General features: G+C 56.2%; 29 protein-coding genes. 15 read left to right on the top strand and 14 right to left on the bottom strand.

Going from position 1 to position 25,052, the window contains the following annotated elements:
- Positions 1-4 precede the first annotated feature (4 nt).
- Genes rsxG through nth form a run of 3 tightly spaced genes read left to right on the top strand, consistent with a single transcriptional unit; the run spans position 5 to position 1,962 of the window.
- Positions 5-625 carry an electron transport complex subunit RsxG gene (gene rsxG, locus HF650_RS10615; protein ID WP_187802321.1) on the top strand — a complete coding sequence of 207 codons (621 nt, stop codon included), beginning with the start codon at positions 5-7 and terminating at the stop codon, positions 623-625.
- A 3-nt stretch (positions 626-628) separates the two neighbouring features.
- The gene (locus tag HF650_RS10610; protein ID WP_187802320.1) at positions 629-1,330 is read left to right on the top strand and encodes an electron transport complex subunit E; all 702 of its coding nucleotides are present in this window, start codon (positions 629-631) and stop codon (positions 1,328-1,330) included.
- The gene (gene nth, locus HF650_RS10605) at positions 1,330-1,962 is read left to right on the top strand and encodes an endonuclease III (RefSeq protein ID WP_187802319.1); all 633 of its coding nucleotides are present in this window, start codon (positions 1,330-1,332) and stop codon (positions 1,960-1,962) included. Before HF650_RS10610 ends, nth begins: the two co-directional genes overlap by 1 nt.
- A gap of 4 nt (positions 1,963-1,966) precedes the next feature.
- Here the strand turns inward: nth and HF650_RS10600 are convergent, their stop codons facing one another.
- Positions 1,967-2,392 carry a CopD family protein gene (locus tag HF650_RS10600; RefSeq protein WP_187802318.1) on the bottom strand — a complete coding sequence of 142 codons (426 nt, stop codon included), beginning with the start codon at positions 2,390-2,392 and terminating at the stop codon, positions 1,967-1,969.
- Positions 2,393-3,133: 741 nt separating this feature from the next.
- On the opposite strand from HF650_RS10600, the gene dtpA reads away from it, so the two are divergent.
- The gene (dtpA, locus tag HF650_RS10595; RefSeq protein WP_187802317.1) at positions 3,134-4,636 is read left to right on the top strand and encodes a dipeptide/tripeptide permease DtpA; all 1,503 of its coding nucleotides are present in this window, start codon (positions 3,134-3,136) and stop codon (positions 4,634-4,636) included.
- Positions 4,637-4,740: 104 nt separating this feature from the next.
- Positions 4,741-5,346 (top strand): glutathione transferase GstA, encoded by a 606-nt coding sequence (gene gstA / locus HF650_RS10590; protein WP_187802316.1) that lies wholly within the window; start codon positions 4,741-4,743, stop codon positions 5,344-5,346.
- Positions 5,347-5,424: 78 nt separating this feature from the next.
- On the opposite strand, the gene tyrS is transcribed toward gstA, so the two are convergent.
- The 4 genes from tyrS to anmK form a co-directional block, all read right to left on the bottom strand.
- Positions 5,425-6,699 carry a tyrosine--tRNA ligase gene (gene tyrS, locus HF650_RS10585; RefSeq protein WP_187802315.1) on the bottom strand — a complete coding sequence of 425 codons (1,275 nt, stop codon included), beginning with the start codon at positions 6,697-6,699 and terminating at the stop codon, positions 5,425-5,427.
- A gap of 141 nt (positions 6,700-6,840) precedes the next feature.
- Entirely contained in the window at positions 6,841-7,497 is a 657-nt protein-coding gene (gene pdxH / locus HF650_RS10580) for a pyridoxamine 5'-phosphate oxidase (RefSeq protein ID WP_187802314.1), read from the bottom strand.
- A gap of 56 nt (positions 7,498-7,553) precedes the next feature.
- A complete protein-coding gene (gene mliC, locus HF650_RS10575) occupies positions 7,554-7,874 on the bottom strand; it encodes a C-type lysozyme inhibitor (RefSeq protein WP_187802313.1) in 321 nt (106 codons plus the stop codon).
- Between the two features lie 91 nt (positions 7,875-7,965).
- Complete coding sequence (anmK, locus tag HF650_RS10570) at positions 7,966-9,090, bottom strand: anhydro-N-acetylmuramic acid kinase (protein ID WP_187802312.1); 1,125 nt, start codon at positions 9,088-9,090, stop codon at positions 7,966-7,968.
- A 282-nt stretch (positions 9,091-9,372) separates the two neighbouring features.
- Here anmK and slyB point away from each other — a divergent pair, with 282 nt between their 5' ends.
- Positions 9,373-9,840, top strand: a complete 468-nt coding sequence (gene slyB / locus HF650_RS10565) for an outer membrane lipoprotein SlyB (protein ID WP_023481629.1) — start codon at positions 9,373-9,375, stop codon at positions 9,838-9,840.
- Between the two features lie 89 nt (positions 9,841-9,929).
- Here slyB and slyA read toward each other — a convergent pair whose 3' ends face one another.
- A complete protein-coding gene (gene slyA, locus HF650_RS10560) occupies positions 9,930-10,370 on the bottom strand; it encodes a transcriptional regulator SlyA (protein ID WP_054802850.1) in 441 nt (146 codons plus the stop codon).
- A gap of 153 nt (positions 10,371-10,523) precedes the next feature.
- Here slyA and HF650_RS10555 point away from each other — a divergent pair, with 153 nt between their 5' ends.
- Genes HF650_RS10555 through HF650_RS10545 form a run of 3 tightly spaced genes read left to right on the top strand, consistent with a single transcriptional unit; the run spans position 10,524 to position 13,647 of the window.
- Positions 10,524-10,760 (top strand): DUF1656 domain-containing protein, encoded by a 237-nt coding sequence (locus HF650_RS10555; RefSeq protein ID WP_187802311.1) that lies wholly within the window; start codon positions 10,524-10,526, stop codon positions 10,758-10,760.
- A 2-nt stretch (positions 10,761-10,762) separates the two neighbouring features.
- Entirely contained in the window at positions 10,763-11,626 is an 864-nt protein-coding gene (locus tag HF650_RS10550) for an HlyD family secretion protein (protein ID WP_187802659.1), read from the top strand.
- On the top strand, positions 11,623-13,647 hold the full coding sequence (locus HF650_RS10545; protein ID WP_187802310.1) for an FUSC family protein: 2,025 nt from the start codon (positions 11,623-11,625) through the stop codon (positions 13,645-13,647). The genes HF650_RS10550 and HF650_RS10545 overlap by 4 nt, the downstream gene beginning before the upstream one ends.
- On the opposite strand, the gene sodC is transcribed toward HF650_RS10545, so the two are convergent.
- The 3 genes from sodC to HF650_RS10530 form a co-directional block, all read right to left on the bottom strand.
- The gene (gene sodC, locus HF650_RS10540) at positions 13,640-14,161 is read right to left on the bottom strand and encodes a superoxide dismutase [Cu-Zn] SodC (RefSeq protein WP_187802309.1); all 522 of its coding nucleotides are present in this window, start codon (positions 14,159-14,161) and stop codon (positions 13,640-13,642) included. The genes HF650_RS10545 and sodC overlap by 8 nt on opposite strands.
- Before the next feature lie 78 nt (positions 14,162-14,239).
- Positions 14,240-15,136, bottom strand: a complete 897-nt coding sequence (locus HF650_RS10535) for an aldo/keto reductase family oxidoreductase (protein ID WP_187802658.1) — start codon at positions 15,134-15,136, stop codon at positions 14,240-14,242.
- A 48-nt stretch (positions 15,137-15,184) separates the two neighbouring features.
- Positions 15,185-15,436 carry a DUF1289 domain-containing protein gene (locus HF650_RS10530; protein WP_187802308.1) on the bottom strand — a complete coding sequence of 84 codons (252 nt, stop codon included), beginning with the start codon at positions 15,434-15,436 and terminating at the stop codon, positions 15,185-15,187.
- A 108-nt stretch (positions 15,437-15,544) separates the two neighbouring features.
- On the opposite strand from HF650_RS10530, the gene HF650_RS10525 reads away from it, so the two are divergent.
- The 4 genes from HF650_RS10525 (at position 15,545) to rnt (ending at position 18,543) form a co-directional block, all read left to right on the top strand.
- Positions 15,545-16,141, top strand: a complete 597-nt coding sequence (locus HF650_RS10525; protein WP_187802307.1) for a TetR/AcrR family transcriptional regulator — start codon at positions 15,545-15,547, stop codon at positions 16,139-16,141.
- A 56-nt stretch (positions 16,142-16,197) separates the two neighbouring features.
- A complete protein-coding gene (locus HF650_RS10520; RefSeq protein WP_187802306.1) occupies positions 16,198-17,292 on the top strand; it encodes an alkene reductase in 1,095 nt (364 codons plus the stop codon).
- A 95-nt stretch (positions 17,293-17,387) separates the two neighbouring features.
- On the top strand, positions 17,388-17,795 hold the full coding sequence (gene gloA, locus HF650_RS10515; RefSeq protein ID WP_023481879.1) for a lactoylglutathione lyase: 408 nt from the start codon (positions 17,388-17,390) through the stop codon (positions 17,793-17,795).
- Positions 17,796-17,886: 91 nt separating this feature from the next.
- Positions 17,887-18,543, top strand: a complete 657-nt coding sequence (gene rnt / locus HF650_RS10510; protein WP_187802305.1) for a ribonuclease T — start codon at positions 17,887-17,889, stop codon at positions 18,541-18,543.
- 30 nt (positions 18,544-18,573) lie between these two features.
- Here rnt and HF650_RS10505 read toward each other — a convergent pair whose 3' ends face one another.
- Both HF650_RS10505 and HF650_RS10500 read right to left on the bottom strand, forming a co-directional pair.
- Positions 18,574-19,512: an omptin family outer membrane protease gene (locus HF650_RS10505; RefSeq protein ID WP_187802304.1), complete on the bottom strand. Its 939-nt coding sequence runs from the start codon at positions 19,510-19,512 to the stop codon at positions 18,574-18,576.
- 228 nt (positions 19,513-19,740) lie between these two features.
- The gene (locus HF650_RS10500) at positions 19,741-20,085 is read right to left on the bottom strand and encodes a Grx4 family monothiol glutaredoxin (RefSeq protein ID WP_023481856.1); all 345 of its coding nucleotides are present in this window, start codon (positions 20,083-20,085) and stop codon (positions 19,741-19,743) included.
- A 333-nt stretch (positions 20,086-20,418) separates the two neighbouring features.
- Here HF650_RS10500 and HF650_RS10495 point away from each other — a divergent pair, with 333 nt between their 5' ends.
- Positions 20,419-21,255: a C40 family peptidase gene (locus HF650_RS10495; protein WP_187802303.1), complete on the top strand. Its 837-nt coding sequence runs from the start codon at positions 20,419-20,421 to the stop codon at positions 21,253-21,255.
- 44 nt (positions 21,256-21,299) lie between these two features.
- Here the strand turns inward: HF650_RS10495 and HF650_RS10490 are convergent, their stop codons facing one another.
- Both HF650_RS10490 and HF650_RS10485 read right to left on the bottom strand, forming a co-directional pair.
- The gene (locus tag HF650_RS10490) at positions 21,300-22,469 is read right to left on the bottom strand and encodes an MFS transporter (RefSeq protein WP_187802302.1); all 1,170 of its coding nucleotides are present in this window, start codon (positions 22,467-22,469) and stop codon (positions 21,300-21,302) included.
- Positions 22,470-22,635: 166 nt separating this feature from the next.
- The gene (locus tag HF650_RS10485) at positions 22,636-22,725 is read right to left on the bottom strand and encodes a YnhF family membrane protein (protein WP_094192965.1); all 90 of its coding nucleotides are present in this window, start codon (positions 22,723-22,725) and stop codon (positions 22,636-22,638) included.
- Positions 22,726-23,022: 297 nt separating this feature from the next.
- Here HF650_RS10485 and purR point away from each other — a divergent pair, with 297 nt between their 5' ends.
- Positions 23,023-24,048 (top strand): HTH-type transcriptional repressor PurR, encoded by a 1,026-nt coding sequence (purR, locus tag HF650_RS10480; RefSeq protein WP_187802301.1) that lies wholly within the window; start codon positions 23,023-23,025, stop codon positions 24,046-24,048.
- Between the two features lie 18 nt (positions 24,049-24,066).
- Here purR and punR read toward each other — a convergent pair whose 3' ends face one another.
- Positions 24,067-24,978, bottom strand: a complete 912-nt coding sequence (punR, locus tag HF650_RS10475; RefSeq protein WP_187802300.1) for a DNA-binding transcriptional activator PunR — start codon at positions 24,976-24,978, stop codon at positions 24,067-24,069.
- Positions 24,979-25,052 lie beyond the last annotated feature (74 nt).

Here is a 25,052-nt window from a genome sequence, read left to right as displayed (position 1 = left end):
CGTCATGCTAGAGACAATGCGTAAACATGGCGTCACGCTGGCCCTCTTTGCCGCCGGCTCCACCGGCCTGACCGCCGCCATTAACCAGCTGACCAAAAGCACCATCGCAGACCAGGCGGTGTTGCAGCAAAAAGCCCTCTTCGATCAGGTGCTACCGCCTGAGAGCTATACTAACGCGCTGGCGCAGAGCTGTTATGTGGTGAGCGACCCGGCGCTCGGTAAAGGCCCGCATCGCGTGTGGATTGCGCAAAAAGAGGATAAACCGGTGGCAGCGGTGATTGAATCGACCGCGCCGGATGGCTACTCCGGTGCCATCCAGCTGCTGGTCGGCGCGGATTTTAGCGGCACGGTGCTGGGCGTGCGTGTTACTGAACACCATGAAACGCCAGGGCTTGGGGATAAAATCGAGCTGCGCATCAGTAACTGGATCACCTACTTTGCCGGTAAGAAAATCGACGGCCCGGCCGATAGCCACTTCGCCGTGAAGAAAGATGGCGGCGATTTCGATCAGTTTACCGGTGCCACCATCACCCCGCGCGCGGTGGTGAATGCGGTGAAACGCACCGGGATTTACGCCATGACGCTGCCTGAGCAGCTGTCCCGTTTGCCAGAGTGTGGAGAGTAAACGATGAGCGAAGTAAAAGAGGTCATTGTCCAGGGGTTGTGGAAAAACAACTCTGCGCTGGTGCAGCTACTCGGCATGTGTCCGCTGCTGGCGGTAACGTCGACGGCCACTAACGCCCTCGGGCTGGGGCTGGCGACCACGCTGGTACTGACCCTGACAAACCTGTTTGTCTCCCTGCTGCGCCGCTGGACGCCGTCGGAGATCCGCATTCCCATCTACGTAATGATCATCGCATCGGTGGTCAGCGCCGTGCAGATGCTGATTAACGCCTATGCTTTTGGCCTCTATCAGTCGCTGGGGATCTTTATTCCACTGATCGTCACCAACTGTATCGTGGTGGGTCGTGCAGAAGCCTTCGCGGCGAAAAAAGGCCCGGCGCTGTCGGCACTGGATGGTTTTGCCATCGGCATGGGGGCGACCGCCGCGATGTTTGTGCTCGGCTCGATGCGTGAAATACTCGGTAACGGCACGCTGTTTGACGGCGCGGATGGTCTGCTGGGAAGCTGGGCCAAAGGGCTGCGCATCGAAGTGTTCCACACGGACGCCCCTTTCCTGCTGGCAATGCTGCCGCCAGGGGCCTTTATCGGCCTGGGCATGATGCTGGCGGGCAAGTACCTAATCGATCAGAAAATGAAAAAACGTCGCGAAGCCGCTGCCGCCGCGCAGGCAAGCGACGCGCCAGAGACATCGCCCGGGAAGGCATAATGAATAAAGCGAAACGCCTCGAAATCCTCACCCGGCTGCGGGAGAACAACCCGCATCCGACCACCGAACTGAACTTCACCTCGCCCTTTGAGCTGCTCATCGCCGTGCTGCTTTCAGCCCAGGCGACGGATGTCAGCGTCAATAAAGCGACGGCGCTGCTCTACCCGGTTGCCAATACGCCGCAGGCGATGCTGGAGCTGGGCGTCGATGGCGTGAAGCAGTACATCAAAACCATCGGCCTTTACAACAGCAAAGCGGAGAACGTCATTAAGACCTGCCGAATTCTGCTGGAAAAACATGGCGGTGACGTGCCGGAAGATCGTGCCGCGCTGGAAGCGTTACCGGGCGTCGGGCGTAAAACCGCCAACGTGGTACTGAATACCGCCTTTGGCTGGCCGACTATCGCCGTCGATACCCATATTTTCCGCGTCTCAAACCGCACGCGCTTTGCGCCGGGGAAAAATGTCGAAGAGGTGGAGGAGAAGTTGCTGAAAGTGGTGCCGGCAGAGTTCAAGGTCGACTGCCATCACTGGCTTATTCTGCACGGGCGATACACCTGCATCGCCCGTAAGCCCCGCTGCGGCTCCTGCATTATTGAAGATTTGTGCGAATACGACAGCAAGACCGATTAACGCCTCAGAAGGGGCGTACCACTGCCAGCAGGGTAATCACCACGGTAAAGAGCACCAGCAGCAGCGTAGCGTTGTTTAGCGCGCCTGTACGCTTCAGGGCTTCGCCATTCGCCAGACGGCGCAGCGTGGCGGAGAGGAAGCCATGCAGGCCCGATAACAGCACCACAAACACAATCTTCACGATTAACCACAGGTGCGGCATCTGCCCGTAGGCCACCAGCATGGCGATCCCGGCAATCCACAGCACGATCATCGCGGGGCTGGTCATTCTGCGGTTCCAGCTGCGCACATCGTTGAGCAGAACCACGGTAGTACTTTTATCTTTCTGTCGCAGGTTCCACTGCGCCACCATGGCTGACATCAGCATGCCGCCAATCCAGACAATCGCGCTGACAATATGTACTGCGTTGATCCACGGATGAAAATTCATCGCTTTGCTCCCATAAAAATGAAGTCAGAAGTCTGCCACTGCGGCCCCCGGCTGTCATGAATAAACGGCCTATCCGGCCAAAAATGTTCATTATTTATCTGTTAAGCGTATCGCTTATGGAAAAAGGCGCCATAAAGTGACTGATTTTAGGAGATAACTCATTGTGATACGCCTCACAACTCTGCAAAAGAGTCACCCTGTGACACGATCGGGCAGTGAAATCCCCATTTGAGCAAATAATCATCCACTTATACACTTTCATATAGTTAAAACCTTTTTTTAGAAGAAAAAAATCCAACACTGAGCTAAATTGGCTTCATTTGCTAAGGTAATGTTAATAAAGGGCTAAATGTTAAAACTCAGGCATCCCGGATACCCATTCCACTCCGCTCGCAGCGGGACATCACACCAGATATCTCTCAGAAACCAGCCCAATGCACTGCCTGTGTGCGAAAATAGCCGAACATATCCCTTACCCCCGCGTTCAGATGTTAAGAACCAGTATAAAAATCCACTTTTACCAAAATGATAAAATTAAACTCTGAATAACAATTCAGTTTGCCGAGCAAAGTTATGCGCTGGATCTATGTAACAGGATATGTCAAAAGACTTGCCTCACAGGCCAGGATAGTGAACATTACCCGCCGTTTCTCCTCCCAATATAACTAAAAGCGTGATGCAAACGGGTTATCACGCACTGAATACCACCCGTTAATATGGGATGTAAAAAAAGAGGTCTACGTGTCAACTGCAAACAAACCAACAGAAAGCGTCAGCATGAACGCTTTCAAACAACCGAAAGCGTTCTATCTCATCTTCTCAATTGAACTGTGGGAACGTTTTGGTTACTACGGCCTGCAAGGAATTATGGCCGTTTACCTGGTTAAGCAACTGGGAATGTCGGAATCAGACTCCATCACGCTCTTCTCATCCTTTAGTGCGCTGGTCTATGGCCTGGTGGCTATCGGCGGCTGGCTGGGCGACAAAGTGCTCGGTACTAAACGTGTGATTTTGCTGGGCGCGATTGTGCTGGCGCTGGGTTATGCGCTGGTCGCATGGTCAGGTCACGATGCCAGCATCGTCTATATGGGCATGGCGGCTATCGCCGTGGGTAACGGCCTGTTTAAAGCCAACCCCTCTTCGCTGCTCTCTACCTGCTATGAGAAGGATGACCCCCGTCTTGATGGCGCATTCACCATGTATTACATGGCGGTGAACGTTGGCTCCTTCTTCTCAATGCTGGCTACGCCGTGGCTTGCTGCCCGCTTTGGCTGGAGCACCGCGTTTGGTTTGAGCGTCGTTGGCCTGCTGATCACCATCGTTAACTTTGCTTTCTGCAAACGCTGGGTGAAAAACTACGGTTCGAAGCCGGACTTTGAACCGCTGCGCATTGGCTACCTGCTGGCAACTATCGTCGGTATTGCGGTGCTGATCACCATCGCCACCTGGCTGCTGCATAACCAGGGTATCGCGCGTATGGTGCTGGGCGTGATCGCACTGGGCATCATCGCCATCTTCGCCAAAGAGACCTTTACCCTGCAGGGCGCGGCGCGTCGTAAGATGATCGTTGCCTTTATCCTGATGGTGCAGGCTATCGTCTTCTTCGTACTCTACAGCCAGATGCCGACCTCTCTGAACTTCTTTGCGATCCGTAACGTTGAACATACCCTGTTCGGCATTGCGTTCGAGCCAGAGCAGTATCAGGCGCTGAACCCGTTCTGGATCATTATCGGCAGCCCGATTCTTGCCGCTATCTATAACAAAATGGGCGATACCCTGCCGATGCCGCACAAGTTTGCCATCGGGATGGTGCTCTGCTCAGGCGCGTTCCTCGTGCTGCCGCTGGGTACCAAATTCGCCTCTGATGCCGGTATTGTTTCCGTGAGCTGGCTGATTGCGAGCTACGGCCTGCAGAGTATCGGTGAGCTGATGATCTCCGGCCTCGGTCTGGCGATGGTCGCGCAGCTGGTGCCGCAGCGTCTGATGGGCTTTATTATGGGTAGCTGGTTCCTGACCACCGCGGGCGCGAATATCATCGCCGGCTATGTGGCCAACCAGATGGCGATCCCGGAGAATGTCACCGATCCGCTGTTGTCTCTGAACATCTACGGTAGCGTCTTCCTGCAGATCGGCATTGCTACTGCGGTGATTGCCCTGCTGATGGTGCTCACTGCGCCGAAGCTGAACCGCATGACGCAGAGCCGTGACGATGCGGATGAAGCGTCCAAAACCGCCACTGTCTAATGGCAAGCGGGTAGAAATGAAGAAGCCGTTAACGTCAGTTAGCGGCTTTTTTTTATGCAACGGCGTACTACTCTATGCCGGAATTCAGATAAAAGGAAACGTCGATGAAACTGTTCTACAAGCCAGGTGCCTGCTCACTCGCCTCCCATATCGCGCTGCGCGAAGCTGGAGAAGAGATTACTCTTATCAGCGTCGATCTGATGAAAAAACGTCTGGAAGATGGCGAAGACTTTTTCGCCATTAACCCAAAAGGGCAGGTTCCCGCGCTGCTGCTGGATGACAATACGCTTATCACCGAAGGCGTCGCCATCATGCAGTACGTTGCAGATAACGCGCCGCAAAGCCAGCTGCTGCCGGCTGTTGGCACGCTTCCGCGCTACAAGGCGCTGGAGTGGTTGAACTATATCGCTACCGAGCTGCACAAGGGCTTCACCCCGCTGTTCCGCCCGGATACACCGGAAGAGTACAAACCGACCGTACGCGCACAGCTGGAGAAGAAGCTGCACTACGTTAACGACGCCCTGAGCGGTAACGGCTGGATTGCCGGTGAGCACTTCACCCTTGCCGATGGCTATCTCTTTACCGTGCTGCGCTGGGCGCATGCGGTAAAACTCGATATGAGTGGTCTTGGCAATATTGAAGCCTATATGGCACGCGTGTCGGCACGCCCGGCAGTAGCTGCGGCGCTCTCTGCGGAAGGTATTGCCTGATTTAACACAGCCTGGCTAAACGCCGGGCAAAGAAAAGGCGGGAATATCCCGCCTTTTTTATCGTCTGGAGCCGGAGAATTACTTCCAGCACACCAGGCAGTAGTTCTTCTTACCGCGACGCAGCAGCGTGTAGCGACCAAACAGACGGTCGGCATCCGTGAAGAAGTACTCCGGATCGGCCTGCTTTTCGCCGTTAATGGTGACCGCATTAGAGGCGATGGTTTTGCGCGCCTGGCCGCGGGACGGCTGCAGCTCGGAGTCCACCAGCGCCTGCATCAGATCCGCGCCCTTCTCCATCTCGACCATCGGCACACCATCCTGCGCCAGCTGTTCGAAGTCGGCTTCACTGAGATCGCTCAGTGTGCCGTTGAACAGGCTTGCAGTGATGCGTTTCGCGGCGGTCAGACCCTCGTCACCGTGAACCAGACGTGTGACCTGCTCGGCCAGCACATACTGTGCGCGCGGCGCTTTCCCGCTGCTCTTATCCTCTTCTTCCAGCGCGTTGATCTCGGCGATGTCCATAAAGGTGAAGAACTTCAGGAAGCGATAGACATCGGCATCGGCAGTGTTGATCCAGAATTGGTAGAACTTGTACGGGCTGGTTTTCTTCGGATCGAGCCACACCGCGCCGCCTTCGGTTTTACCAAACTTTGTGCCGTCGGCTTTGGTGATCAGCGGTACGGTCAGGCCGAAGACCTGATTCTGGTGCAGACGACGCGTCAGATCGATACCGGAGGTGATGTTGCCCCACTGATCGGAGCCGCCAATCTGCAACGCCACGCCATAGCGCTCGTTAAGGCAGGCAAAGTCATAGCCCTGCAGCAGGTTGTAGGAGAATTCAGTGAAGGAGATGCCGACATCATCGCGGTTCAGACGCTGTTTGACCGCTTCTTTGTTAATCATCTGGTTAACAGAGAAGTGCTTACCGATGTCGCGCAGAAAGGTCAGCACGTTCATGCTGCCAAACCAGTCGTAGTTGTTCGCCGCGACAGCCGCGTTCTCGCCGCAGTCAAAATCGAGAAACGGTGCGACCTGGTTGCGGATCTTGTCGACCCACTCCTGCACGGTATCTGCGGTATTGAGTTTACGCTCGGTGGCTTTAAAGCTTGGATCGCCAATAAGCCCCGTTGCGCCGCCTACCAGCGCGACCGGTTTGTGACCCGCCTGCTGGAAGCGTTTCAGGCATAACAAAGGAACCAGATGCCCCAAGTGCAAGCTGTCAGCGGTGGGATCGAAGCCGCAATAGAGCGCGATTGGCCCCTGCGCCAGTCGCTCTGCTAACGCTTCCTCATCCGTCACCTGGGCCACCAGGCCCCGCTCTTGCAATTGTTTAATCAAGTTACTGCTAGCCATCAAATTCTCCATGTATAAAACGGACTGCACCTATGCCGGTACACGACTTTTCGCCAGATGCGAAAGGATACTTCAGGGGGGCAGATAGCATAAAGCGCCGGGCTACGTTGCACCAGCGCTTATCACAACATTTTCGGCGTTTTACGGTGCCAGACGGTCGATTTTCCACGCGTTGTTTTCACGTTGGTACAAAAAACGATCGTGCAGACGATTTGCGCCGCCCTGCCAGAACTCCATCTGCTCAATCGGGATGCGATAGCCGCCCCAGAAACTGGGCAGTGGCACCTCACCTTGCTGGAATTTCTGTTTTAGCTCAAGGAATTTGCTCTCGAGGATACCGCGCGCGGAGATGCGGCTCGATTGCTTTGAGACCCATGCGCCGATCTGGCTGTCGCGCGGGCGGCTGTGGAAATATTTGACCACCTCAAGGGTGGAGAGACGCTCCGCTTTGCCGGTCACCATCACCTGGCGCTCCAGCATATGCCACGGGAAGAGCAGACTGATGGCCGGGTTGTTTTCCAGATGCTGCGCTTTACGGCTGCCAAGGTTGGTATAAAACACCAGCCCTTTTTCGTCGTAGTGCTTAAGCAGCACGATGCGCTGGTAAGGTTGCCCCTGCTCGTCAACGGTGGCGACCACCATCGCGGTCGGGTCCGCGAGCTGCGCTTCGCATGCCTGACCCAGCCAGCGTTCAAAGAGCGTTAAGGGATCGGCAGGCAAATCGGCGCGGCGCAGACCGCCTTTGGTGTACTCACGGCGCAGGTGCGCAATGTGCTGCAATTGATCGTTATCAGTCATGGCGTTAGCGTAAGTTGTCTTCAGGGAGAGCTATTATGCGCCCCCCGGTGAAAATCTCAACGCTGCGGAATTAACTGACAGTTGTTTAACACGATACGGTCGCGTTTATAAACGGTGGCGTTATCGCCTTTTGACCAGAAAACGTACACGCCGTCGGTGTAACGTGCGCCCGAGGCGGAAAGGCCCTGTTGCAGGGTGAGTTGCTGGTTATCAAGCACGAAACTGGCCTGCTGACGCGTCTGGTTAATCTTGACGGTCAGCGGCTTCTCATCGCACTGATAGGCAAGGGTATCGGTGTGCATGCGATCGACGAGCTGATTGTAATAACTGCATCCGGCGAGCAGCGCGGGCAGGCAGATGATAAGGATTTTTTTCATAGGATACTCCGGGACGCTCCTGGTCACGGAGAGCGAAGCGCCCTCCTTAAACCCGGTCAGTCTAGCGGCGTACCCCTGAAGTAAAATGCGGTTAACTCTGATTCTGCCGAGGATTAGCCGGGAAGATAGCCCCCAGCACCGTTGGCGCAGCTGCCCCGGTTACCGAAGGGAGGTTGCCCGGCAACCCGGCAAGCGTACGCCAGGCAAGCCACGCAAAAGCCAGCGCTTCCATATCGTCGCCGCTGATCCCGGCATCATCCGTCGGGGCCACTTCAATACCGGGAAGCTGGCTTGCCAGGCGCGCCATCAAGAGTGGATTGCGGCTGCCGCCACCGCACACCAACAGGCGCTCGCAGCCGCCGCTTAGCAGCACCTGTTCAGAGATGGTGATTGCTGTCAGCTCCACCAGCGTCGCCTGTACGTCACAGGCGGCAAGCCCCGGATAGTGAACAAGATGGCGCTCCAGCCAGCCTGCATTGAAATACTCCCGCCCGGTACTTTTCGGTGCCGGCTCGGCAAAATAGGGGTCGCTCAACATGCTTTGCAGCAGCGGCAGGATCACTTTGCCCTCGCTCGCCCACTGCGCGTTATCATCATAAGGTTTGCCCTGATGACGCCAGATCCACGCATCAAGCAGCATATTGCCCGGCCCGGTGTCGAAACCTCTGACTGGCTGACCAGGGATCAAAAGAGAGAGGTTGGCGATACCGCCGATGTTGAGTACCATGCGCCGCTCAACCGGGTGCGCGAGCAGCGCGTGATGAAAGGCGGGCACCAGCGGCGCGCCCTGGCCGCCGAGCGCCATATCGCGGCGACGAAAATCGCCAACTACCGTCACGCCGGTGCGTGCGGCGATCTGGTTGTTATCGCCAATTTGCAACGTATGCGGCGCAATGCCCGTTGGCTCGTGCCAGACGGTCTGGCCATGACACCCAATCGCCACAATATCTTGTGCAATAAGCTGCTCTCTATCCATCAGGGCTAACACTGCATCGGCAAAGAGTTGACCGAGCTGTGTATCCAGGCGACCGAGTTGTGAAAGGGTCAGTTGCTGCCCCTGACAGATGTTGAGGATCCCCTCTTTTAGCGGCAGCGGAATGGGAAAGGTCAGGCTTGCCTGCTGCGCGACCATGGTGTCGTCGATGGCGGCCAGCACCACATCCACCCCGTCCAGACTGGTGCCCGACATCACCCCAATATAGCGACCTGATTTCATACCCCTTCCTTTCATGCATGACAGAGAGGCTCCACTCCACCATAAAGCGTCCGTTTACGCCATCGACTGCAAACACTTTTTAACAATCCTCACCATTTTGCTTAAGTGAAAATAGCGTGAAGTGCGCTTATAATCGCTTCGTTTAGATCGGGTTGATCGCGCTTTGTGTATCATTTTTTTCGGGAATTGGCTGAAGATTCGAGTGGCATCGCGAATATGCCATATAATTTAGCCATGACGGATGCTCGCAAGGGCGTTTCATGGTGAACAGGAGATTCATAAATGATGTTACGTGCACTGGCAGTTTCGCTGGTTGGTTTTACATTGGCTGGGTGTGTGAATAACGACTCGCTCTCCGGCGACGTCTACTCTGCATCCGAAGCCAAACAGGTGCAAAATGTCACTTACGGCACCGTGGTTAACGTTCGTCCGGTGCAGATTCAGGGCGGTGATGACAGCAATGTTATCGGCGCGCTGGGCGGTGCCGTACTGGGTGGTTTCCTGGGCAACACCATCGGCGGCGGCGCAGGCCGTTCGCTGGCAACGGCCGCAGGCGCAGTCGCCGGTGGCGTTGCGGGTCAATCCGCTCAGGGTGCAATGAACAAAACCCAGGGCGTAGAGCTGGAAATTCGTAAAGATGACGGCAACACCATTATGGTGGTGCAGAAACAGGGTAAAACCCAGTATGTGGCAGGTCAGCGCGTCGTCATGGCGAGCAATGGCCGCGAAATTACCGTTTCCCCGCGTTAATCATAAGCGAGTGCGGTCATGCTGTGACCGCCTAAGCCTGCCCGGCAACGGGCATAAAAAAAGCCTTGCGATTGCAAGGCTTTTTGCTTTCAGTCTCGCGACTGGAGCTCAGTAATATTGTGCTCCAGCCGGGCGATCATCTTAATCAACATCTCAAGCTCCTCCGCAGAGAACCCGGATAAAATTTCCCCCCGGGTCTTACGAATGACCGTCTCCATCTGATCGATGATAGGCGACGCTTTGTCAGTCAATTTAATGCGTTTTGCCCGCCGATCGCTGGCGCAAGTCTGGCGAGAAATCAGCCCCTTCTCTTCCAGTTGATCGAGCGTGCGCACCAGTGAAGGCTGCTCAATGCCGATCGCTTTTGCCAGTTGAATTTGCGACTGATCGGGCGGTAACTGATGAATATTGTGCAGCGTCACCCAGTGTGTCTGCGTTAATTCCAGAGGTTTCAGGCGATGGTCAATCAAAGCACGCCAAATGCGCACTAAGCGTGCCAGATCAGAACCTAATGGCGATTCCAATTTCATCTCCTTATAATTAGTTTGCTAAGTTATTATACTCATTTTAGAATAGTTTGCAGCATTTATATTGGTAAAACAAATATATTGCTTGCCCCGTCAGGGCTTGTGCCGGGCCGCTTTCCGCGCGCTGTCGCACTCACTTAAACAGGACTGTAACGCGTGAAGTTAACCTCAAGTTCTCCCGATTTACCCTTCCAGGATCTCATCTTTGGTGCCTCGGTCTATTTCCCGCCGCTCTTCAAAGCCGTGATGCTGGGCTTTTTCATCTGGTTGCTGGCGCACCGCCTGCTGCGCGACGGGATCTACGCGGGCAACATCTGGCACCCGATGCTGATGGACCTCTCCCTTTTTGTGATTGCACTGAGCCTGGCGCTCGCCCTGTTGATGGTGTGGTAATGATGCGGCTTAATTCGCTTAAGTATTTCTCTACGTTATTAGTCGTGGCGATTGCGCTGGTCGCAGGCTGGTGGATGTGGAACGTCTATATGCAGTCGCCCTGGACACGGGATGGCAAAGTTCGCGCCGAACAGGTGAGCATTACGCCGCAGGTCTCCGGCAGCATTCGCCAGCTGGCGGTGAAAGATAACCAGTACGTTCACGCAGGCGATGTGCTGTTTCAGCTTGACGATACACCCTATAACATTGCGGTGGTGAATGCCGAAGGGCAGCTGGCGAAGGCGCAAACCGAGCTGGCAAAAGCCAATAACGAAGCTAATCGTCGCCGCCACCTCTCCCATAACTACATTTCGGCCGAAGATCTCGACACCGCCAACATTGGCGTCAAAGCCGCCCAGGCTGACGTCGCTGTCGCCATGGCGCAACTCAATCAGGCGAAGTGGCAGCTGGCGCAAACCCGCGTTACTGCGCCGGTCGATGGCTGGGTAACCAACCTCTCGGCGCGCACCGGCAACTACGCCACTGCCGGTCAGCCGGTATTTGCGCTAGTGGATAGCCACTCGTTTTATGTCGTTGGCTATTTTGAAGAGACGAAACTGCGCCACATTCGTGAAGGCGCTGCCGCGCAGATTGTGCTCTACAGCAGCAACCAAACGTTACAGGGTCACGTATCCAGCATAGGCCGCGCCATTTACGATCAGAGCGTGGAGGCCGACAGTGGCCTTGTGGCGGATATCAAACCCACCGTTCCGTGGGTGCGGCTGGCGCAGCGCGTGCCGGTACGCATTCAGTTTGATGCCCTGCCGCAGGGAATAACGCTGGTGGCGGGCACCACCTGCACCGTGACCATCAGTGAGCAGCCGTGAACAGGCTGGCGCCGCTGTGGCAAAACCTGCCGTGGGTTAAGGCGACCGGTGGTCAGTGGCGCTACGCGCTGCGTAATGGCATAGCCATGTGCCTGGCGCTGACGCTGGCTTACGCGCTTAACCTTGATGAGCCCTACTGGGCGATGACTTCGGCGGCGGTGGTCAGTTTTCCCACCGTGGGCGGCGTGATCAGCAAAAGCCTCGGGCGCATTGCTGGTAGCCTGCTTGGCGCATGCGCTGCATTGATCATCGCCGGGCAAACCCTCAACGATCCGTGGCTTTTTCTCTTCGCTATGGCGGGCTGGATAGGCTTTTGCACCTGGGCCTGCGCCCAGTTCAGCAATAATGTCGCCTACGCTTTTCAGCTGGCAGGCTACACCGCTGCCATCATTGCGTTTGCGATGACCAATATCACTGAAATTACCGAACTGTGGGATATCGCCCAGGCGCGCGTCTGCGAGGTGATCCTCGGTATCCTTTGCGGCGGCATGATGATGATGATCCTGCCCGGCACCGCCGATGGCCCGACGTTGCTTGCTGCGCTAAAAAAGATGCATGCCCGCCTGCTGGAACACGCCAGCCTGCTCTGGCAGGTGGAAACAAACGACGCCATTCGCAGCGCCCATGAGAGCGTGATTGGGCAGATCCTCACCACCAACCTGCTGCGCATTCAGGCTTTCTGGAGCCACTATCGCTTTCGCCGTCAAAACCGGGTGCTCACCTGGCTACTCCATCAGCAGCTCCGTCTGACCAGCGTCATCTCGAGCCTGCGGCGAATGATGCTCAACTGGCCGGACGCACCCGCCACGCTACGCCCGGTGCTTGAGCAGTTGCTGGCAGAATTAGCCCATCCCCGCGCCGATGCGCTAACGATCGCGCGCACTATCGCCCCTCTGGCACCCACGCCGGACGCTGATTATCGCCATCGTGCTTTCTGGGAGCGGCTGCGCTACTTCTGTCGTTTATACCTGGCCAGCAGCCGTTGGTTACGTCATCTGGAAAACCCCTCGCCAGTAAGCGAAGCGCTGCCCCCGCAAAGCCCTACGCTGATGCGTGATATCGATAACGCCGAGGCGCTGTGGAGCGGGCTACGAACCGTTGTCGCGCTGATGATGGTCGGAGCATGGAGCATCAACGCACAGTGGGAGCATGGCTCCGCTGCGCTGACACTGGCGGCGATCAGCTGCGTGCTCTACTCCGTCTCGCCCGCGCCGTTTAACTCTTTAACCCTGCTGCTGCGTACCCTTGCCCTGCTGACACTGTTTAGCTTTGTAGTGAAGTTTGGCCTGATGGTGCAAATAAACGCACTGGCGCTGTTCCTGCTGTTTCTCTTTCCGCTGCTTACCACCCTGCAACTGCTCAAGCTTCAGATGCCGAAGCGCGCCGGGTTGTGGGGGCAGCTGATTGTCTTTATGGGATCGTTTATTGCGGTGAGCAACCCGCCGGTGTTTGATTTTGCCGATTTTCTTAATGACGACCTGGCAAAACTGCTCGGCGTGGCGCTGGCTTGGCTCGCCTTTGCGGTGCTACGACCGGGGTCGGATGCGCGCAAAAGCCGTCGCCATATTCGCGCCCTGCGCCGCCATTTCGTTGATCAGTTGAGCCGCGCGCCGAGGCTCAATGAGCACCACTATGAGTCGGTCGTCTATCACCACATTAGCCAGCTCAGTAACAGCCAGGATGCGCTGGCGCGGCGCTGGTTATTGCGCTGGGGCGTGGTGCTGCTCAACTGCTCGCATGTGGTGTGGCAACTGCGCGGCTGGGAAACCCGTTCCGATCCGCTAAGCCGGGTGCGGGATCGCGCGATTGGGCTACTGCGGGATGTGATGAGTGAGCGCGGCGTGCAGCAACGATCGCTGAACGCCACGCTCGCAGAGTTAGAGCGGATTTGCGCAGCGCTGGGTCAGCATCACCAGCCCGCCGCGCGGGAACTCGCCTCGCTAATCTGGCGTCTCTACTGCGCGCTTGCCCAGCTGGAAAACGCGCCTGCACCAGGTACGATCAGCGAGCCGGTTACTTAATTACGCCGCAGGCATAACGCGCTCCGCCACCGCCGAGGGGTTTTGGCTGATCGGACATGTTATCGCCACCGACGTGGATCATCAGCGCCTTGCCTTTCACCTCATCGAGTTTTTTCAGGCGCGGCGCGACGACGGCATCAGTCGCTTTGCCATCATTATTGACCACCAGCACCGGCAGGTCGCCTAAGTGGCCTTCCCCTTCCGGCCCTTCGTGCTTGCCTGTGTTATGAGGATCAAGATGACCACCCGCCGCTTCTGCAGCAGAGGGCTTGCCCTCTTTCATTGCTGGTTCGCAGCTGCCTTTGGCGTGGACATGGAAACCGTGCTCGCCGGGCGGCAGGGCGTTAAGATCGGGCGCGAACGCCAGCCCTTTATCGGTTTCGCTGATCTTCACGCTACCGACGGACTGCCCGACGCCCTCTGCGGTGACGAGGTTCATCTGCACTTCTTCACTGGCGGCCTGCGCACCCGCACAGGTGAGCAGAGCCAGCATTGCCAGACTAAAACGCTTCATATGACCTCCGTTGGATTGTTTTCTCTCTGTAAGTGTAGGCCAGAGCGGCACATTTCACCGGGAGGTCATAGCGTTAGCTTACGGCACGTCGTAGCCGAGCGCCGCTTTGCGGATGCGGAACCACTGCTGGCGGGACATCTGTAGATTGAGCGCGCCAAGGGATGAACGTACGCGCTCAATTTTGCCGGAGCCGATGATCGGCAGCGGCGCAGAGGGTAAACGCAACACCCAGGCGTAGATCACCTGCTCGATGTTTTCGGCATTCAGCTCCGTTGCCACCTTGTGCAGCTCATCGCGCAGCAGCTGGCAGTCGGCATCGCTGAAGATGCGCCCGCCACCCAGGCAGGACCACGCCATCGGGCGGATGCGCAGCTGCTGAAGCTGATCGAGGGTGCCGTCAAGCAGCAGCGGCTGATGAACCGGCGAGATCTCCACCTGATTGGTCACCAGCATAAAGGGCAGGCGCGATTGCAGCAGGGAGAATTGCGCAGGCGTAAAGTTGGAGACGCCAAAGTGACGCACTTTACCGCTCTGATGCAGTTGTAAAAAAGCTTCGGCAACCTCGTCAGCATCCATTAGCGGGTCCGGGCGATGGATCAACAGCAGATCGAGATTGTCGGTCGCCAGGTTGACCAGCGACTGCTCGGCGCTGCGAATAATATGATCGCGCTCGGTGATGTAGTGACCGAGCGCGTTTTCCGGCTTCGCGGTAGTGGCGATGCCACATTTGGTGACTATCTCCATGCGCGCACGCAGATGCGGGGCAAGTTTGAGGGCTTCGCCGAACGCGGCTTCACACTGATAGCCGCCATAGATATCGGCATGATCGACGGTGGTAACGCCAAGGTCGAGATGGGCTTCAATAAAACTCACCAGCTGGCGCGGGGTAAAGTTCCACTCCATCAGACGCCAGTAACCCATCACAAAACGTGAGAACTCAGGACCTTGCGGCGCAAGGGCAATACGCTGAACCATCATAGTTTCCTCGAAGGTAATTTGCCCCGAGTATACCCATTTTTGCCCTTAAAACAGCGAAGGTTGATCAGGTTCTTCCGGGGGCTGGTCACGCATTGCGCGCAATTTACGCTGCCAGCGCTGGCGGCAGAGGCGCAGCACCTCCTGCTTTTGCGCGTCGCTCATCGCTTGCCAGTTAAAGCGCTCATCGCGGCTGCGCATACAGCCACGGCAAAAGCCGCGCTCATCTGTTTGACAGATGCCGCGACAGGGACTCTGGACCGGGAAAAACTCCAGTTGTTCAGGCAATGGACGCTCCATAGATGCAGGCTTTCTCTACATTCAAGACCGCGGCGAGATATTGCGCAACTGTTAAAAACGCATTGTTCGCCAATTGCCATCACAAAGTTCGCCCGCTAGAGTGTGTCGATGCGCAAGAATTCTGAACACGATACACGCGAACACCTCCTGGCCACTGGCGAGCAGCTCTGTATGCATCGCGGCTTTACCGGCATGGGGTTAAGCGAATTACTGAAAACAGCGGAAGTGCCAAAAGGCTCCTTCTACCACTACTTTCGCTCGAAAGAGGCGTTTGGCGTGGCGTTGCTTGAGCGCTACTACGCCGGTTACCACCAGCGGCTGGCGAACCATTTTGCCCAGGGCCCGGGCACGGCGCGCGACAGATTGCTGGCCTATTATCAGGAGACGCTGCATCAGTTTTGCCAGCAGGGTCACATCAGCGGCTGCCTGACCGTTAAACTCTCGGCGGAAGTGTGCGATCTCTCGGAAGATATGCGCACGGCGATGGACAGCGGCGCGCGCGGGATTATCGCCCTGCTCGCGCAAGCGCTGGAACAGGGACGCGAGGAGAAGAGCCTCGTCTTTGCAGGCGAAGCGCGCTCCCAGGCGCAGGTGTTATATGCCCTGTGGCTCGGCGCAAACCTGCAGGCAAAAATTTCGCGCAGTGCCGTGCCGCTGGAGAGCGCGCTGGCGCATGCGCAACAGATCATTACCCGGCCTGAATAACATCAGGCTTTTTATTTCACCTTTTACTAGTCGACCGGTCTATTCAGGAGTTGTTTATGTCCAGTAAATTATTTACGCCGTTGAAAGTCGGTGCCATTACCGTACCGAACCGCGTGTTGATGGCGCCCCTGACGCGCCTGCGCAGCATTGAACCGGGCGATGTGCCGACGCCGCTGATGGCAGAGTACTACCGCCAGCGCGCCAGCGCCGGGCTGATTATCAGTGAAGCGACGCAGATCTCCGCCCAGGCCAAAGGCTATGCGGGTGCGCCGGGTCTGCACAGCGATGAGCAGATCGCCGCCTGGAAAAAGATCACCGAGGCAGTGCATGGCGATGATGGCCGCATTGCGGTTCAGCTGTGGCACACCGGCCGTATCTCTCACAGCAGCTTACAGCCGGGCGGTGCCGCACCGGTTGCGCCGTCAGCGATCAGCGCGGGTACCCGTACCTCTCTGCGAGATGAAAATGGCAACGCCACGCGTGAAGATACCTCTATGCCGCGCGCACTGGAGACCGATGAGATCCCCGGTATCGTTAATGATTTCCGCCAGGCTGTCGCCAACGCGCGCGAAGCCGGTTTTGATCTGGTTGAGCTGCATTCTGCCCACGGCTACCTGCTGCACCAGTTCCTCTCGCCTTCTGCTAACCAGCGTACCGACCAGTATGGCGGCAGCGTTGAAAACCGCGCGCGCCTGGTGCTGGAAGTGATTGACGCCGTGTGTGAAGAGTGGAGCGCCGATCGCATCGGTATTCGCGTCTCGCCCATCGGCTCTTTCCAGAACACCGACAACGGCCCGAACGAAGAAGCTGACGCGCTCTACCTGATTGAAGAGCTGGGTAAACGCGGTATCGCTTACCTGCACATGTCCGAGCCGGACTGGGCGGGCGGCGAGCCCTACAGCGAAACGTTCCGTGAAAAAGTGCGTGCGCGCTTCCACGGCCCGATTATCGGCGCGGGCGCATACAGCGTTGAGAAAGCGGAAGATCTGATAAATAAGGGGCTGATTGATGCCGTGGCCTTTGGCCGCGCCTATATTGCCAACCCGGATCTGGTCAAACGCCTGCAGCTGAAAGCAGAACTCAACCCGCAGCGCCCGGAAAGCTTCTATGGCGGCGGCGCGGAAGGCTATACCGACTACCCTTCTCTTTAAGAAGCGGATTGAGATTTGATAGCGGCCCGGATCGGCCGCTATACTAAAACCGTGTTTCGAACTGGAACGTTAACGCATTCATAAAAGAGGATATTATGCGCTTACTTCACACCATGCTGCGCGTCGGCGACCTGCAACGCTCAATCAACTTTTACACCAACGTGCTGGGCATGAAACTGCTGCGCACCAGCGAAAACCCGGAGTACAAATATTCGCTGGCTTTTGTCGGTTACGGTGATGAGAGCGAAGAAGCGGTCATTGAGCTGACCTACAACTGGGGTGTCGACAGCTATGAGCTGGGCACGGCGTATGGTCACATCGCCCTGAGCGTTGAAAACGCGGCGGAGTCCTGCGAAGCGATCCGTAAAAACGGCGGCAACGTCACCCGTGAAGCTGGCCCGGTTAAAGGCGGCACCACGGTTATCGCCTTCGTTGAAGATCCGGACGGTTACAAAATCGAACTGATTGAAGAGAAAGACGCCGGACGCGGTCTGGGTCACTGATCTCCCCGGGCGCGCAATGCGCCCGCTGTTTTACTTCTTTCCGTAAAATTTGCCATAATGCGCTGCCCTTTTTTCCTATCAAGAGATCCTGATGTCCGATAATGCTCAACTGACTGCTCTGTGCGACCGTTTTCGCGGTTTTTACCCTGTGGTAATCGATGTTGAAACCGCCGGGTTTAACGCCAAAACCGACGCCCTGCTGGAGGTCGCCGCCGTTACGTTAAAAATGGATGAGCAAGGCTGGCTAATGCCTGACAGCACCCTGCACTTTCACGTTGAGCCATTCGAAGGAGCTAATCTGCAGCCGGAAGCGCTGGCATTTAATGGCATCGACCCGACCAACCCGCTGCGCGGCGCGGTGAGCGAATATGATGCCCTGCATGCCATTTTCAAACTGGTGCGCAAAGGGATGAAAGACCAGAACTGCAACCGCGCCATCATGGTGGCGCATAACGCGACATTCGATCATGGTTTTATGATGGCCGCCGCCGAGCGTGCGGCGCTGAAACGTAATCCGTTTCACCCTTTTGTGACTTTTGATACCGCCTCATTAAGCGGGCTGGCGCTCGGTCAGACCGTGCTCTCTAAAGCCTGTGCGGCCGCCGGAATCGCTTTTGACGCTACGCAGGCACATTCGGCGTTGTATGACACGGAGCAGACCGCACAGCTGTTTTGTGAAATCGTTAACCGCTGGAAGCGGCTTGGCGGCTGGCCGTTGCCGACGCCAGAAGTCGATTCAGAAGCCTGAAAAAAAACCGGTCTGTTGACCGGTTTTTTATTAAAAGTGGTAGACCAGTCCGGCGGTGGTGAGCAGCGCGGAGTGTTCTATCCCGGCGCTATCCTTGAAAGCGGCACGCGCATAGGTACCCTCCTGAGAGAAGGTGGCGGTATTGGTCCCTTTTTTGTTTAACGTCCGGTCCCATGTGCTTTCCAGATAGAGCTTTACCTGCTGCGTGACGTAATAGCCGACGTTAGCCGAAAGGGAAAAACTCTGCTGGTGCCGGGTTGTATCCCGGAAGGTGATGCTGCGTAAGTAGTGCTGGTCTGTCGCCTGCGCACTTACCCAGCGGCTATATTTCAGACTGGTTCCTGCTTCAACATTGCCATAGCGATAATGACCGGTAAGGCCAACATAGGGTACGTTGAAGCGCTGTGAATATCCGAGTACTTTCACATCATCGAAATGGCCAACTTTTTCGCCATTATTACGGCTGAAGGTACCGCCGTGTGCAGAGAAGCTGGAACGGCTTTGCCGATAGCCGCCCATCACGCCAAGCCGCCAGCCAGGCTGGTGAACGAGCCACCCCGTCAGATGGAGATCCCACTGGTTAGCAAAATTGAGCCACGTATGAGGGTGAGAGCTGTGGTCAGTCCATCGGGATTGTGAAGCCTGCTGCCAGTCGTAATCATCCATCTTGCTGCCACTGTGCGCGACGGTTGCCCATCCGGACGCACCGAAAGTGAGCCATGACTGCACCGGCCACTCGATAGAGCCCTGCACCACGACAGCGTGACGATAGCGCCAGTCAAGCTCGCTGAGTTTGCGTCCGCCCTCATCGGTATCGTAGACCCGCTCCTTCGCCGTTCCGCTTAGGGTGCCCAGTGAGATAGTGGTCGTCACATCCTCCTTGCTTACCAGCGGCTGCTGCTGCGCCGTGACTGAAAAAGCAAAGAGAAGCGTCATCGACGCAATTATCTTGTCTATTTTTTTCATCATTCATCCTGAATTAAGGCAATCCTGTTCACAGCTCTTCGTCAGAAAAAGCATGCCTGGGTTTATGAAAATCATTAAAATAGGATAATTAACAATTAGTTACATTAGAAATTCATACAGTAATACCCAATGATTTAGGTTAAGTCAACGCGCCGCGAGCAGGTGACAGGCAATAAAAAAGGGCTCATGTCGAAACATGAGCCCTTTCAAGGCAGAGCCGATAACGCCGGGTTATTCGGCGTCCGGTACGCCTTTATACTTCGCTGCGGCCTCTTTGATCAGCGGCTGCAATTCACCACGCTGATACATCTCGATAATAATATCGCAGCCGCCAACCAGCTCACCCTCAACCCACAGCTGCGGGAAGGTTGGCCAGTTTGCGTATTTTGGCAGTTCGGCACGGATATCCGGGTTTTGCAGGATATCCACATAGGCAAAACGCTCGCCGCATGCAGAGAGCGCCTGAACGGCCTGGGCGGAGAAACCGCAGCTTGGCAGTTTCGGCGAGCCTTTCATGTACAGCAGAATCGGGTTCTCAGCGATCTGGCGCTGAATTTTTTCAAGAGTCTCACTCATTGTCTTTGCTTCCTTCAACTTCTTCTACGGCAGAGATCGGACATTGTAGCGGGTCAGGCTTACTTCGGAAAATAACATTTTATTCACCGCGCGGATTTAAGGTGTTACAGGCACGATAAGGTAAAGGTGATTTGAGCCAACTCGCCATGGTTCAGGCGGCGAAAAATCGGCTTTTAGCGAAACGTTTTGCTCCTTTTTTTGCGCTTGTTAACGAAACGACGCTACAGATGCAAAAACAGTATTAACGTTTGGGCTTTTTATAGATTAGAATCGACGAGTTTTTTAAATCATACGCAAGCATTATAGATGCCTGCCCTAACAGGGGATTGCTCAGTGGCGCGGATACCAAAAGCTTCAATCACGCTCTGTGCTTTGTTGTTCACCACGTTGTCTTTCACGCCATTAGCGAGCGCTTCTGAACAAGCGCCAGCCTCGGCCGTGCAAAAAACACATCTGGCGAAAGCATCCGAACGTAAGAAAAAAAACGGTTCTACCAAAACAGTAAAGAAAAGCAGTGGCACTTCGGCAGAAAAAGCCAGCAGTAAAAAAACCGCAAAAAATAAAACCTCGACCAAAAAGAAAAGCAGCGCTACCCCGCAGAAAACCGCTAAAACTCCCTCGCGTCGTAAAACTTCAGGCTCACTGAAAACAGCATCCGTTACGTTGACTGAGAAGTGTACGCCGCGCAAAGGCCACAAGCCGCACTGTATTAAAGTGAAAAGCAGCCAGACCCGCACGCTGGCTGACGTGCATAAACTGCGCGTGCAAAAAGTGCAAAAAACCGCGATGTCGAAGCTGATGAATCAGCTTGGTAAACCCTACCACTGGGGCGGCTCTTCGCCGAAAACCGGTTTTGATTGCAGTGGGCTTGTTTATTACGCCTACAAAGATCTGGTGAAGTTCCGTATTCCGCGTACCGCCAATGAGATGTATCACCTGCGTGACGCCTCGCCGGTTAACCTGCGCGAGCTGGAGAGCGGCGATCTGGTCTTTTTCCGCACTCAGGGTCGTGGCACGGCCGATCATGTTGGCGTTTATGTTGGTAACGGCAAATTTATCCAGTCACCGCGTAGCGGCCAGGATATTCAGGTTACCTCATTAAGCGAAGATTACTGGCAGCGCCACTATGTTGGTGCGCGCCGCGTTGTGACGCCGAAAACCATTCGCTAATCCCCTCTCCCACCTGCCGCTCTCGCGGCAGGTGTTACTTCGCCTTACTCCGCTGCGGCACAGACGCGCGACGCTGAATTACGCCCGGAGAAGAGCACCAGCAGCAGCCCCAGCCCGGCAATAATCGCCCCCATCACCGGAACAAACGTGTAACCGAGGCCGCCGGAGATCACCGCGCCGCCTGCCGCCGCGCCAAGGGCATTACCCAGGTTAAATGCGCCAATATTGACCGATGACGACAGCCCCGGAGCTTCATGGGCAACGCGCATCACGCGCATCTGCAACGGTGGCACCACCGCGAAGGTTGCCGCGCCCCACACTACCATGGCGATTGCCGCGCCGATCTCGCTGCGTGCCAGCAGCGGGATTGCCAGCATGATCGCAATCAGCAGCAGCAAAAACCCTTTTAGGGTACCGGTTACTGAGCGATCCGCCAGTTTCCCGCCCAGATAGTTACCCATAGAAAAACCAACGCCAATCAGCACCAGCATGGCGGTGACAAACCCCGGCGTGGCGTCGGTCAGCGTGCGCAACACCGGCGAGATGTAGGTGTAAAGAGTGAACATTGCGCCGGCACCGAGCACCGTAGTCAGCAGCGCCGTCAGCACCTGTGGGCGCATCAGCACCGCCAGTTCGTTGCGCACATTGGGTCGCGCGCCCGCACCGCCTTGCGGTAAGGAGAAGAAGAGCGAAACCATGGAGATCACCCCAAGCCCGGCGGTTGCCATAAAGGACATGCGCCAGCCGATGGTTTCCCCAAGCCAGGTGGCGGCGGGCACTCCGCCAATATTGGCGATGGTCAGCCCCATAAACATCGTTGCCACCGCGCTGGCCTGCTTCTCTTTCGCGACAACGCTTGCGGCGACCACCGAGCCAAGCCCGAAGAACGCGCCGTGATTAAGGCTGGTGATAATACGGGCGATCATCAGGGTGGCGTAATCCGGCGCAATGGCGGAGAGCACATTGCCGACGGTGAAAATCGCCATTAAGAAAATCAGCGCATTGCGACGGCCACGATGAGAAAGTAACAGCGTCATCAGCGGCGCGCCCACCATAACGCCGATGGCGTAGGCGCTGATCAGCATCCCCGCCGCTGGAATGGAAACCCCAACGCCCTGCGCAATCACCGGCAGTAATCCCATCGGGGAGAATTCGGTGGTCCCAATCCCAAACGCGCCAATCGCCAGCGCAAGCAGGGGGAAATTTATTTTCATCTTTTGACTCCGAAATGAACATGCGACCCTCAGCCAGGCCGCGAAAAGGCAAAAGTATGACAGCTGTCACAAAAAACAGAAGTGAGCGGGAGGAGAAAAGTTAATTGCGCAACGAGGAACAATGGTGGCGCAAGAATCGAGGGAGAGGGCTCTCCCTCGCATCAGATCAATGCAGTGCAGCGGTCAGCGCGCCGAAAACAATCAGGCTCAGAACGATGACGGTGGTGAAGAGTGAATACTTAAGATCGGTGCTCATCAATTTTTCTCCATTTAATTTCCCCACAAAAAGTGAGCCTGCGCATTTTTGCACAAATTTTCTGAAAAATCTTGCGCGATTTGGCAGCATAAACGTTTTAATACTTCCCCTTTTGCTCAAGATCAGCCAAAATTCGACGCTAAATTTATTAGCGTACCGGCCATTGACTCCCCTCCTGACGTCCAGTGTCGTTTTCCCGGCGTACCGCACTCACTTTGATGAGTTCAGGGTGATTAAAGGCAAACGTTTACCTTGCGAATTATCAGGAGCTTACGATATGGTCTGGAGTAATATCTGATGGCAACGATTAAAGATGTCGCGAAACGAGCAAACGTTTCCACTACAACCGTATCACATGTAATTAACAAAACCCGTTTCGTCGCCGAAGAGACGCGCAACGCCGTCTGGGCGGCAATCAAAGAGCTGCACTATTCGCCAAGCGCCGTCGCCCGCAGCCTAAAAGTGAATCACACCAAATCGATTGGTCTGCTGGCGACCAGCAGTGAAGCGGCCTACTTCGCCGAAATCATCGAAGCGGTTGAGAAGAAGTGTTTCCAGAAGGGCTACACCCTGATCCTCGGCAACGCGTGGAACAGCCAGGAGAAGCAGCGCGCTTACCTGTCGATGATGGCGCAAAAACGTGTCGATGGCCTGCTGGTGATGTGCTCGGAGTACCCGGAAACCGTACTCACCATGCTGGAGGAGTATCGTCATATTCCCATGGTGGTGATGGACTGGGGAGAATCGAAAGCAGACTTCACTGATTCGGTGATTGATAACGCTTTTGAAGGCGGCTATATGGCCGGCCGTTACCTGATTGAGCGCGGGCATCGCGACATCGGCGTGATCCCGGGCCCGCTGGAGCGCAACACTGGCGCAGGTCGTCTGGCCGGTTTTATGAAGGCGATGACCGAGGCGATGATCAACGTGCCCGAGCACTGGATTGTGCAGGGGGACTTTGAGCCGGAATCCGGCTACCGCGCCATGCAGCAGATCCTCGGCCAGTCCTCGCGCCCGACCGCGGTCTTCTGCGGCGGCGACATTATGGCGATGGGCGCGCTCTGCGCCGCCGATGAGATGGGGCTGCGCGTGCCGCAGGATATCTCCGTCATCGGTTATGACAACGTGCGCAACTCACGCTTCTTCACCCCGGCGCTGACGACGATTCATCAGCCGAAAGACTCGCTGGGTGAAACGGCCTTCACCATGCTGCTCGATCGCATTGTGAACAAGCGCGAACAGTCGCAGTCGATTGAAGTGCATCCGCGCCTGGTGGAGCGCCGCTCGGTGGCCGATGGCCCCTTCCGCGACTACCGCCGTTAATCCCTTCCCGCGGGAGCCTTACTCCGGCTCCCGCAGCCACTCTCTATTCAACGTTTCACTGTCGCCCAGATAATCCAGTAGCCAGTTCAGCGCAGGCGACGCCTCGCTTTGTTGCCATGTCAGGCAGCAGGCGGCATCCGGAAACGGGTTTTCCAGCTCAAGCGCCACCCAGTCGCCGCTATCAAGCCGTGGCCGGGCAAAATGGGCTGGCACCATCCCTACACAAAGCCCCGCCGACAGGCACGCTTCCGACGAGGCCCAGTCTGGCACCATCACCCGTTTCTGGTTATCCAGCAGCCAGGTAATACGCTTTGGCAGCGAGCGGGAGGTATCCTCCTGGATCAGCGATGGCCAGTTGCGCAACGTCTCATCGCTTAACGGACCGTTGAGCTGCGCCAGCGGATGCTGACGTGAGACGACACACTTCCAGCTCAGGGTGCCCATATCACGAAAGGCATAGCGGCCACCGACCGGGATCGCCTGCGTGGCCCCAATCGCCAGTTCAACGCGGCCATCGGCGAGCGCATCCCAGACGCCGTTAAACACCTCCTGGTAGACCACCAGCTCGACATCACTGAAGTGGCGATAAAAATCGACAATCATCTGCCGGGTGCGGGCGGGTTTCACAATGTTATCGACAGCAATCGGCAACTGCCCGCGCCAGCCATTGGCGATCTGCTGACACTGCTGGCGGGTGATCACCATTTTTTTGATAACAGATCGCCCCTCCTTTAAAAACCAGACCCCGGCGGGGGTTAATTCTACGTCGCGGTGACGGCGCACAAACAGCGGCACCGCCAGCCACTCCTCCAGCTGACGCACGGTGTAGCTCACCGCTGAGGGCACGCGGTGCAGCTCCTGCGCTGCGCCGCTAAAGCTGCCATTACGCGCTACGGCATCCACCACTTCAAGAGAGTATTCTGACCACATATTTTGCCTGCAAAATTTTTGAAACCAACATGCAAATATTAGCGTTTCACAACCAGGAAAGCACTCCTTACACT

It is taken from the genome of Kosakonia sp. SMBL-WEM22 (genome assembly GCF_014490785.1).
Lineage (GTDB): Bacteria > Pseudomonadota > Gammaproteobacteria > Enterobacterales > Enterobacteriaceae > Kosakonia.
The sequence above is the reverse complement of the archived record's forward strand: the minus strand, read 5'-3'. Positions and strand labels throughout refer to the sequence as shown.

Coding starts and splice junctions, on each gene's coding strand:
- rsxG (WP_187802321.1), top strand. CDS start 5: ATGCTAGAGACAATGCGTAAACATGGCGTCACGCTGGCCCTCTTTGCC.
- HF650_RS10610 (WP_187802320.1), top strand. CDS start 629: ATGAGCGAAGTAAAAGAGGTCATTGTCCAGGGGTTGTGGAAAAACAAC.
- nth (WP_187802319.1), top strand. CDS start 1,330: ATGAATAAAGCGAAACGCCTCGAAATCCTCACCCGGCTGCGGGAGAAC.
- HF650_RS10600 (WP_187802318.1), bottom strand. CDS start 2,392: ATGAATTTTCATCCGTGGATCAACGCAGTACATATTGTCAGCGCGATT.
- gstA (WP_187802316.1), top strand. CDS start 4,741: ATGAAACTGTTCTACAAGCCAGGTGCCTGCTCACTCGCCTCCCATATC.
- tyrS (WP_187802315.1), bottom strand. CDS start 6,699: ATGGCTAGCAGTAACTTGATTAAACAATTGCAAGAGCGGGGCCTGGTG.
- pdxH (WP_187802314.1), bottom strand. CDS start 7,497: ATGACTGATAACGATCAATTGCAGCACATTGCGCACCTGCGCCGTGAG.
- mliC (WP_187802313.1), bottom strand. CDS start 7,874: ATGAAAAAAATCCTTATCATCTGCCTGCCCGCGCTGCTCGCCGGATGC.
- anmK (WP_187802312.1), bottom strand. CDS start 9,090: ATGAAATCAGGTCGCTATATTGGGGTGATGTCGGGCACCAGTCTGGAC.
- slyB (WP_023481629.1), top strand. CDS start 9,373: ATGATGTTACGTGCACTGGCAGTTTCGCTGGTTGGTTTTACATTGGCT.
- slyA (WP_054802850.1), bottom strand. CDS start 10,370: ATGAAATTGGAATCGCCATTAGGTTCTGATCTGGCACGCTTAGTGCGC.
- HF650_RS10550 (WP_187802659.1), top strand. CDS start 10,763: ATGCGGCTTAATTCGCTTAAGTATTTCTCTACGTTATTAGTCGTGGCG.
- sodC (WP_187802309.1), bottom strand. CDS start 14,161: ATGAAGCGTTTTAGTCTGGCAATGCTGGCTCTGCTCACCTGTGCGGGT.
- HF650_RS10535 (WP_187802658.1), bottom strand. CDS start 15,136: ATGGTTCAGCGTATTGCCCTTGCGCCGCAAGGTCCTGAGTTCTCACGT.
- HF650_RS10530 (WP_187802308.1), bottom strand. CDS start 15,436: ATGGAGCGTCCATTGCCTGAACAACTGGAGTTTTTCCCGGTCCAGAGT.
- HF650_RS10525 (WP_187802307.1), top strand. CDS start 15,545: ATGCGCAAGAATTCTGAACACGATACACGCGAACACCTCCTGGCCACT.
- HF650_RS10520 (WP_187802306.1), top strand. CDS start 16,198: ATGTCCAGTAAATTATTTACGCCGTTGAAAGTCGGTGCCATTACCGTA.
- gloA (WP_023481879.1), top strand. CDS start 17,388: ATGCGCTTACTTCACACCATGCTGCGCGTCGGCGACCTGCAACGCTCA.
- rnt (WP_187802305.1), top strand. CDS start 17,887: ATGTCCGATAATGCTCAACTGACTGCTCTGTGCGACCGTTTTCGCGGT.
- HF650_RS10505 (WP_187802304.1), bottom strand. CDS start 19,512: ATGATGAAAAAAATAGACAAGATAATTGCGTCGATGACGCTTCTCTTT.
- HF650_RS10500 (WP_023481856.1), bottom strand. CDS start 20,085: ATGAGTGAGACTCTTGAAAAAATTCAGCGCCAGATCGCTGAGAACCCG.
- HF650_RS10490 (WP_187802302.1), bottom strand. CDS start 22,469: ATGAAAATAAATTTCCCCCTGCTTGCGCTGGCGATTGGCGCGTTTGGG.
- HF650_RS10485 (WP_094192965.1), bottom strand. CDS start 22,725: ATGAGCACCGATCTTAAGTATTCACTCTTCACCACCGTCATCGTTCTG.
- purR (WP_187802301.1), top strand. CDS start 23,023: ATGGCAACGATTAAAGATGTCGCGAAACGAGCAAACGTTTCCACTACA.
- punR (WP_187802300.1), bottom strand. CDS start 24,978: ATGTGGTCAGAATACTCTCTTGAAGTGGTGGATGCCGTAGCGCGTAAT.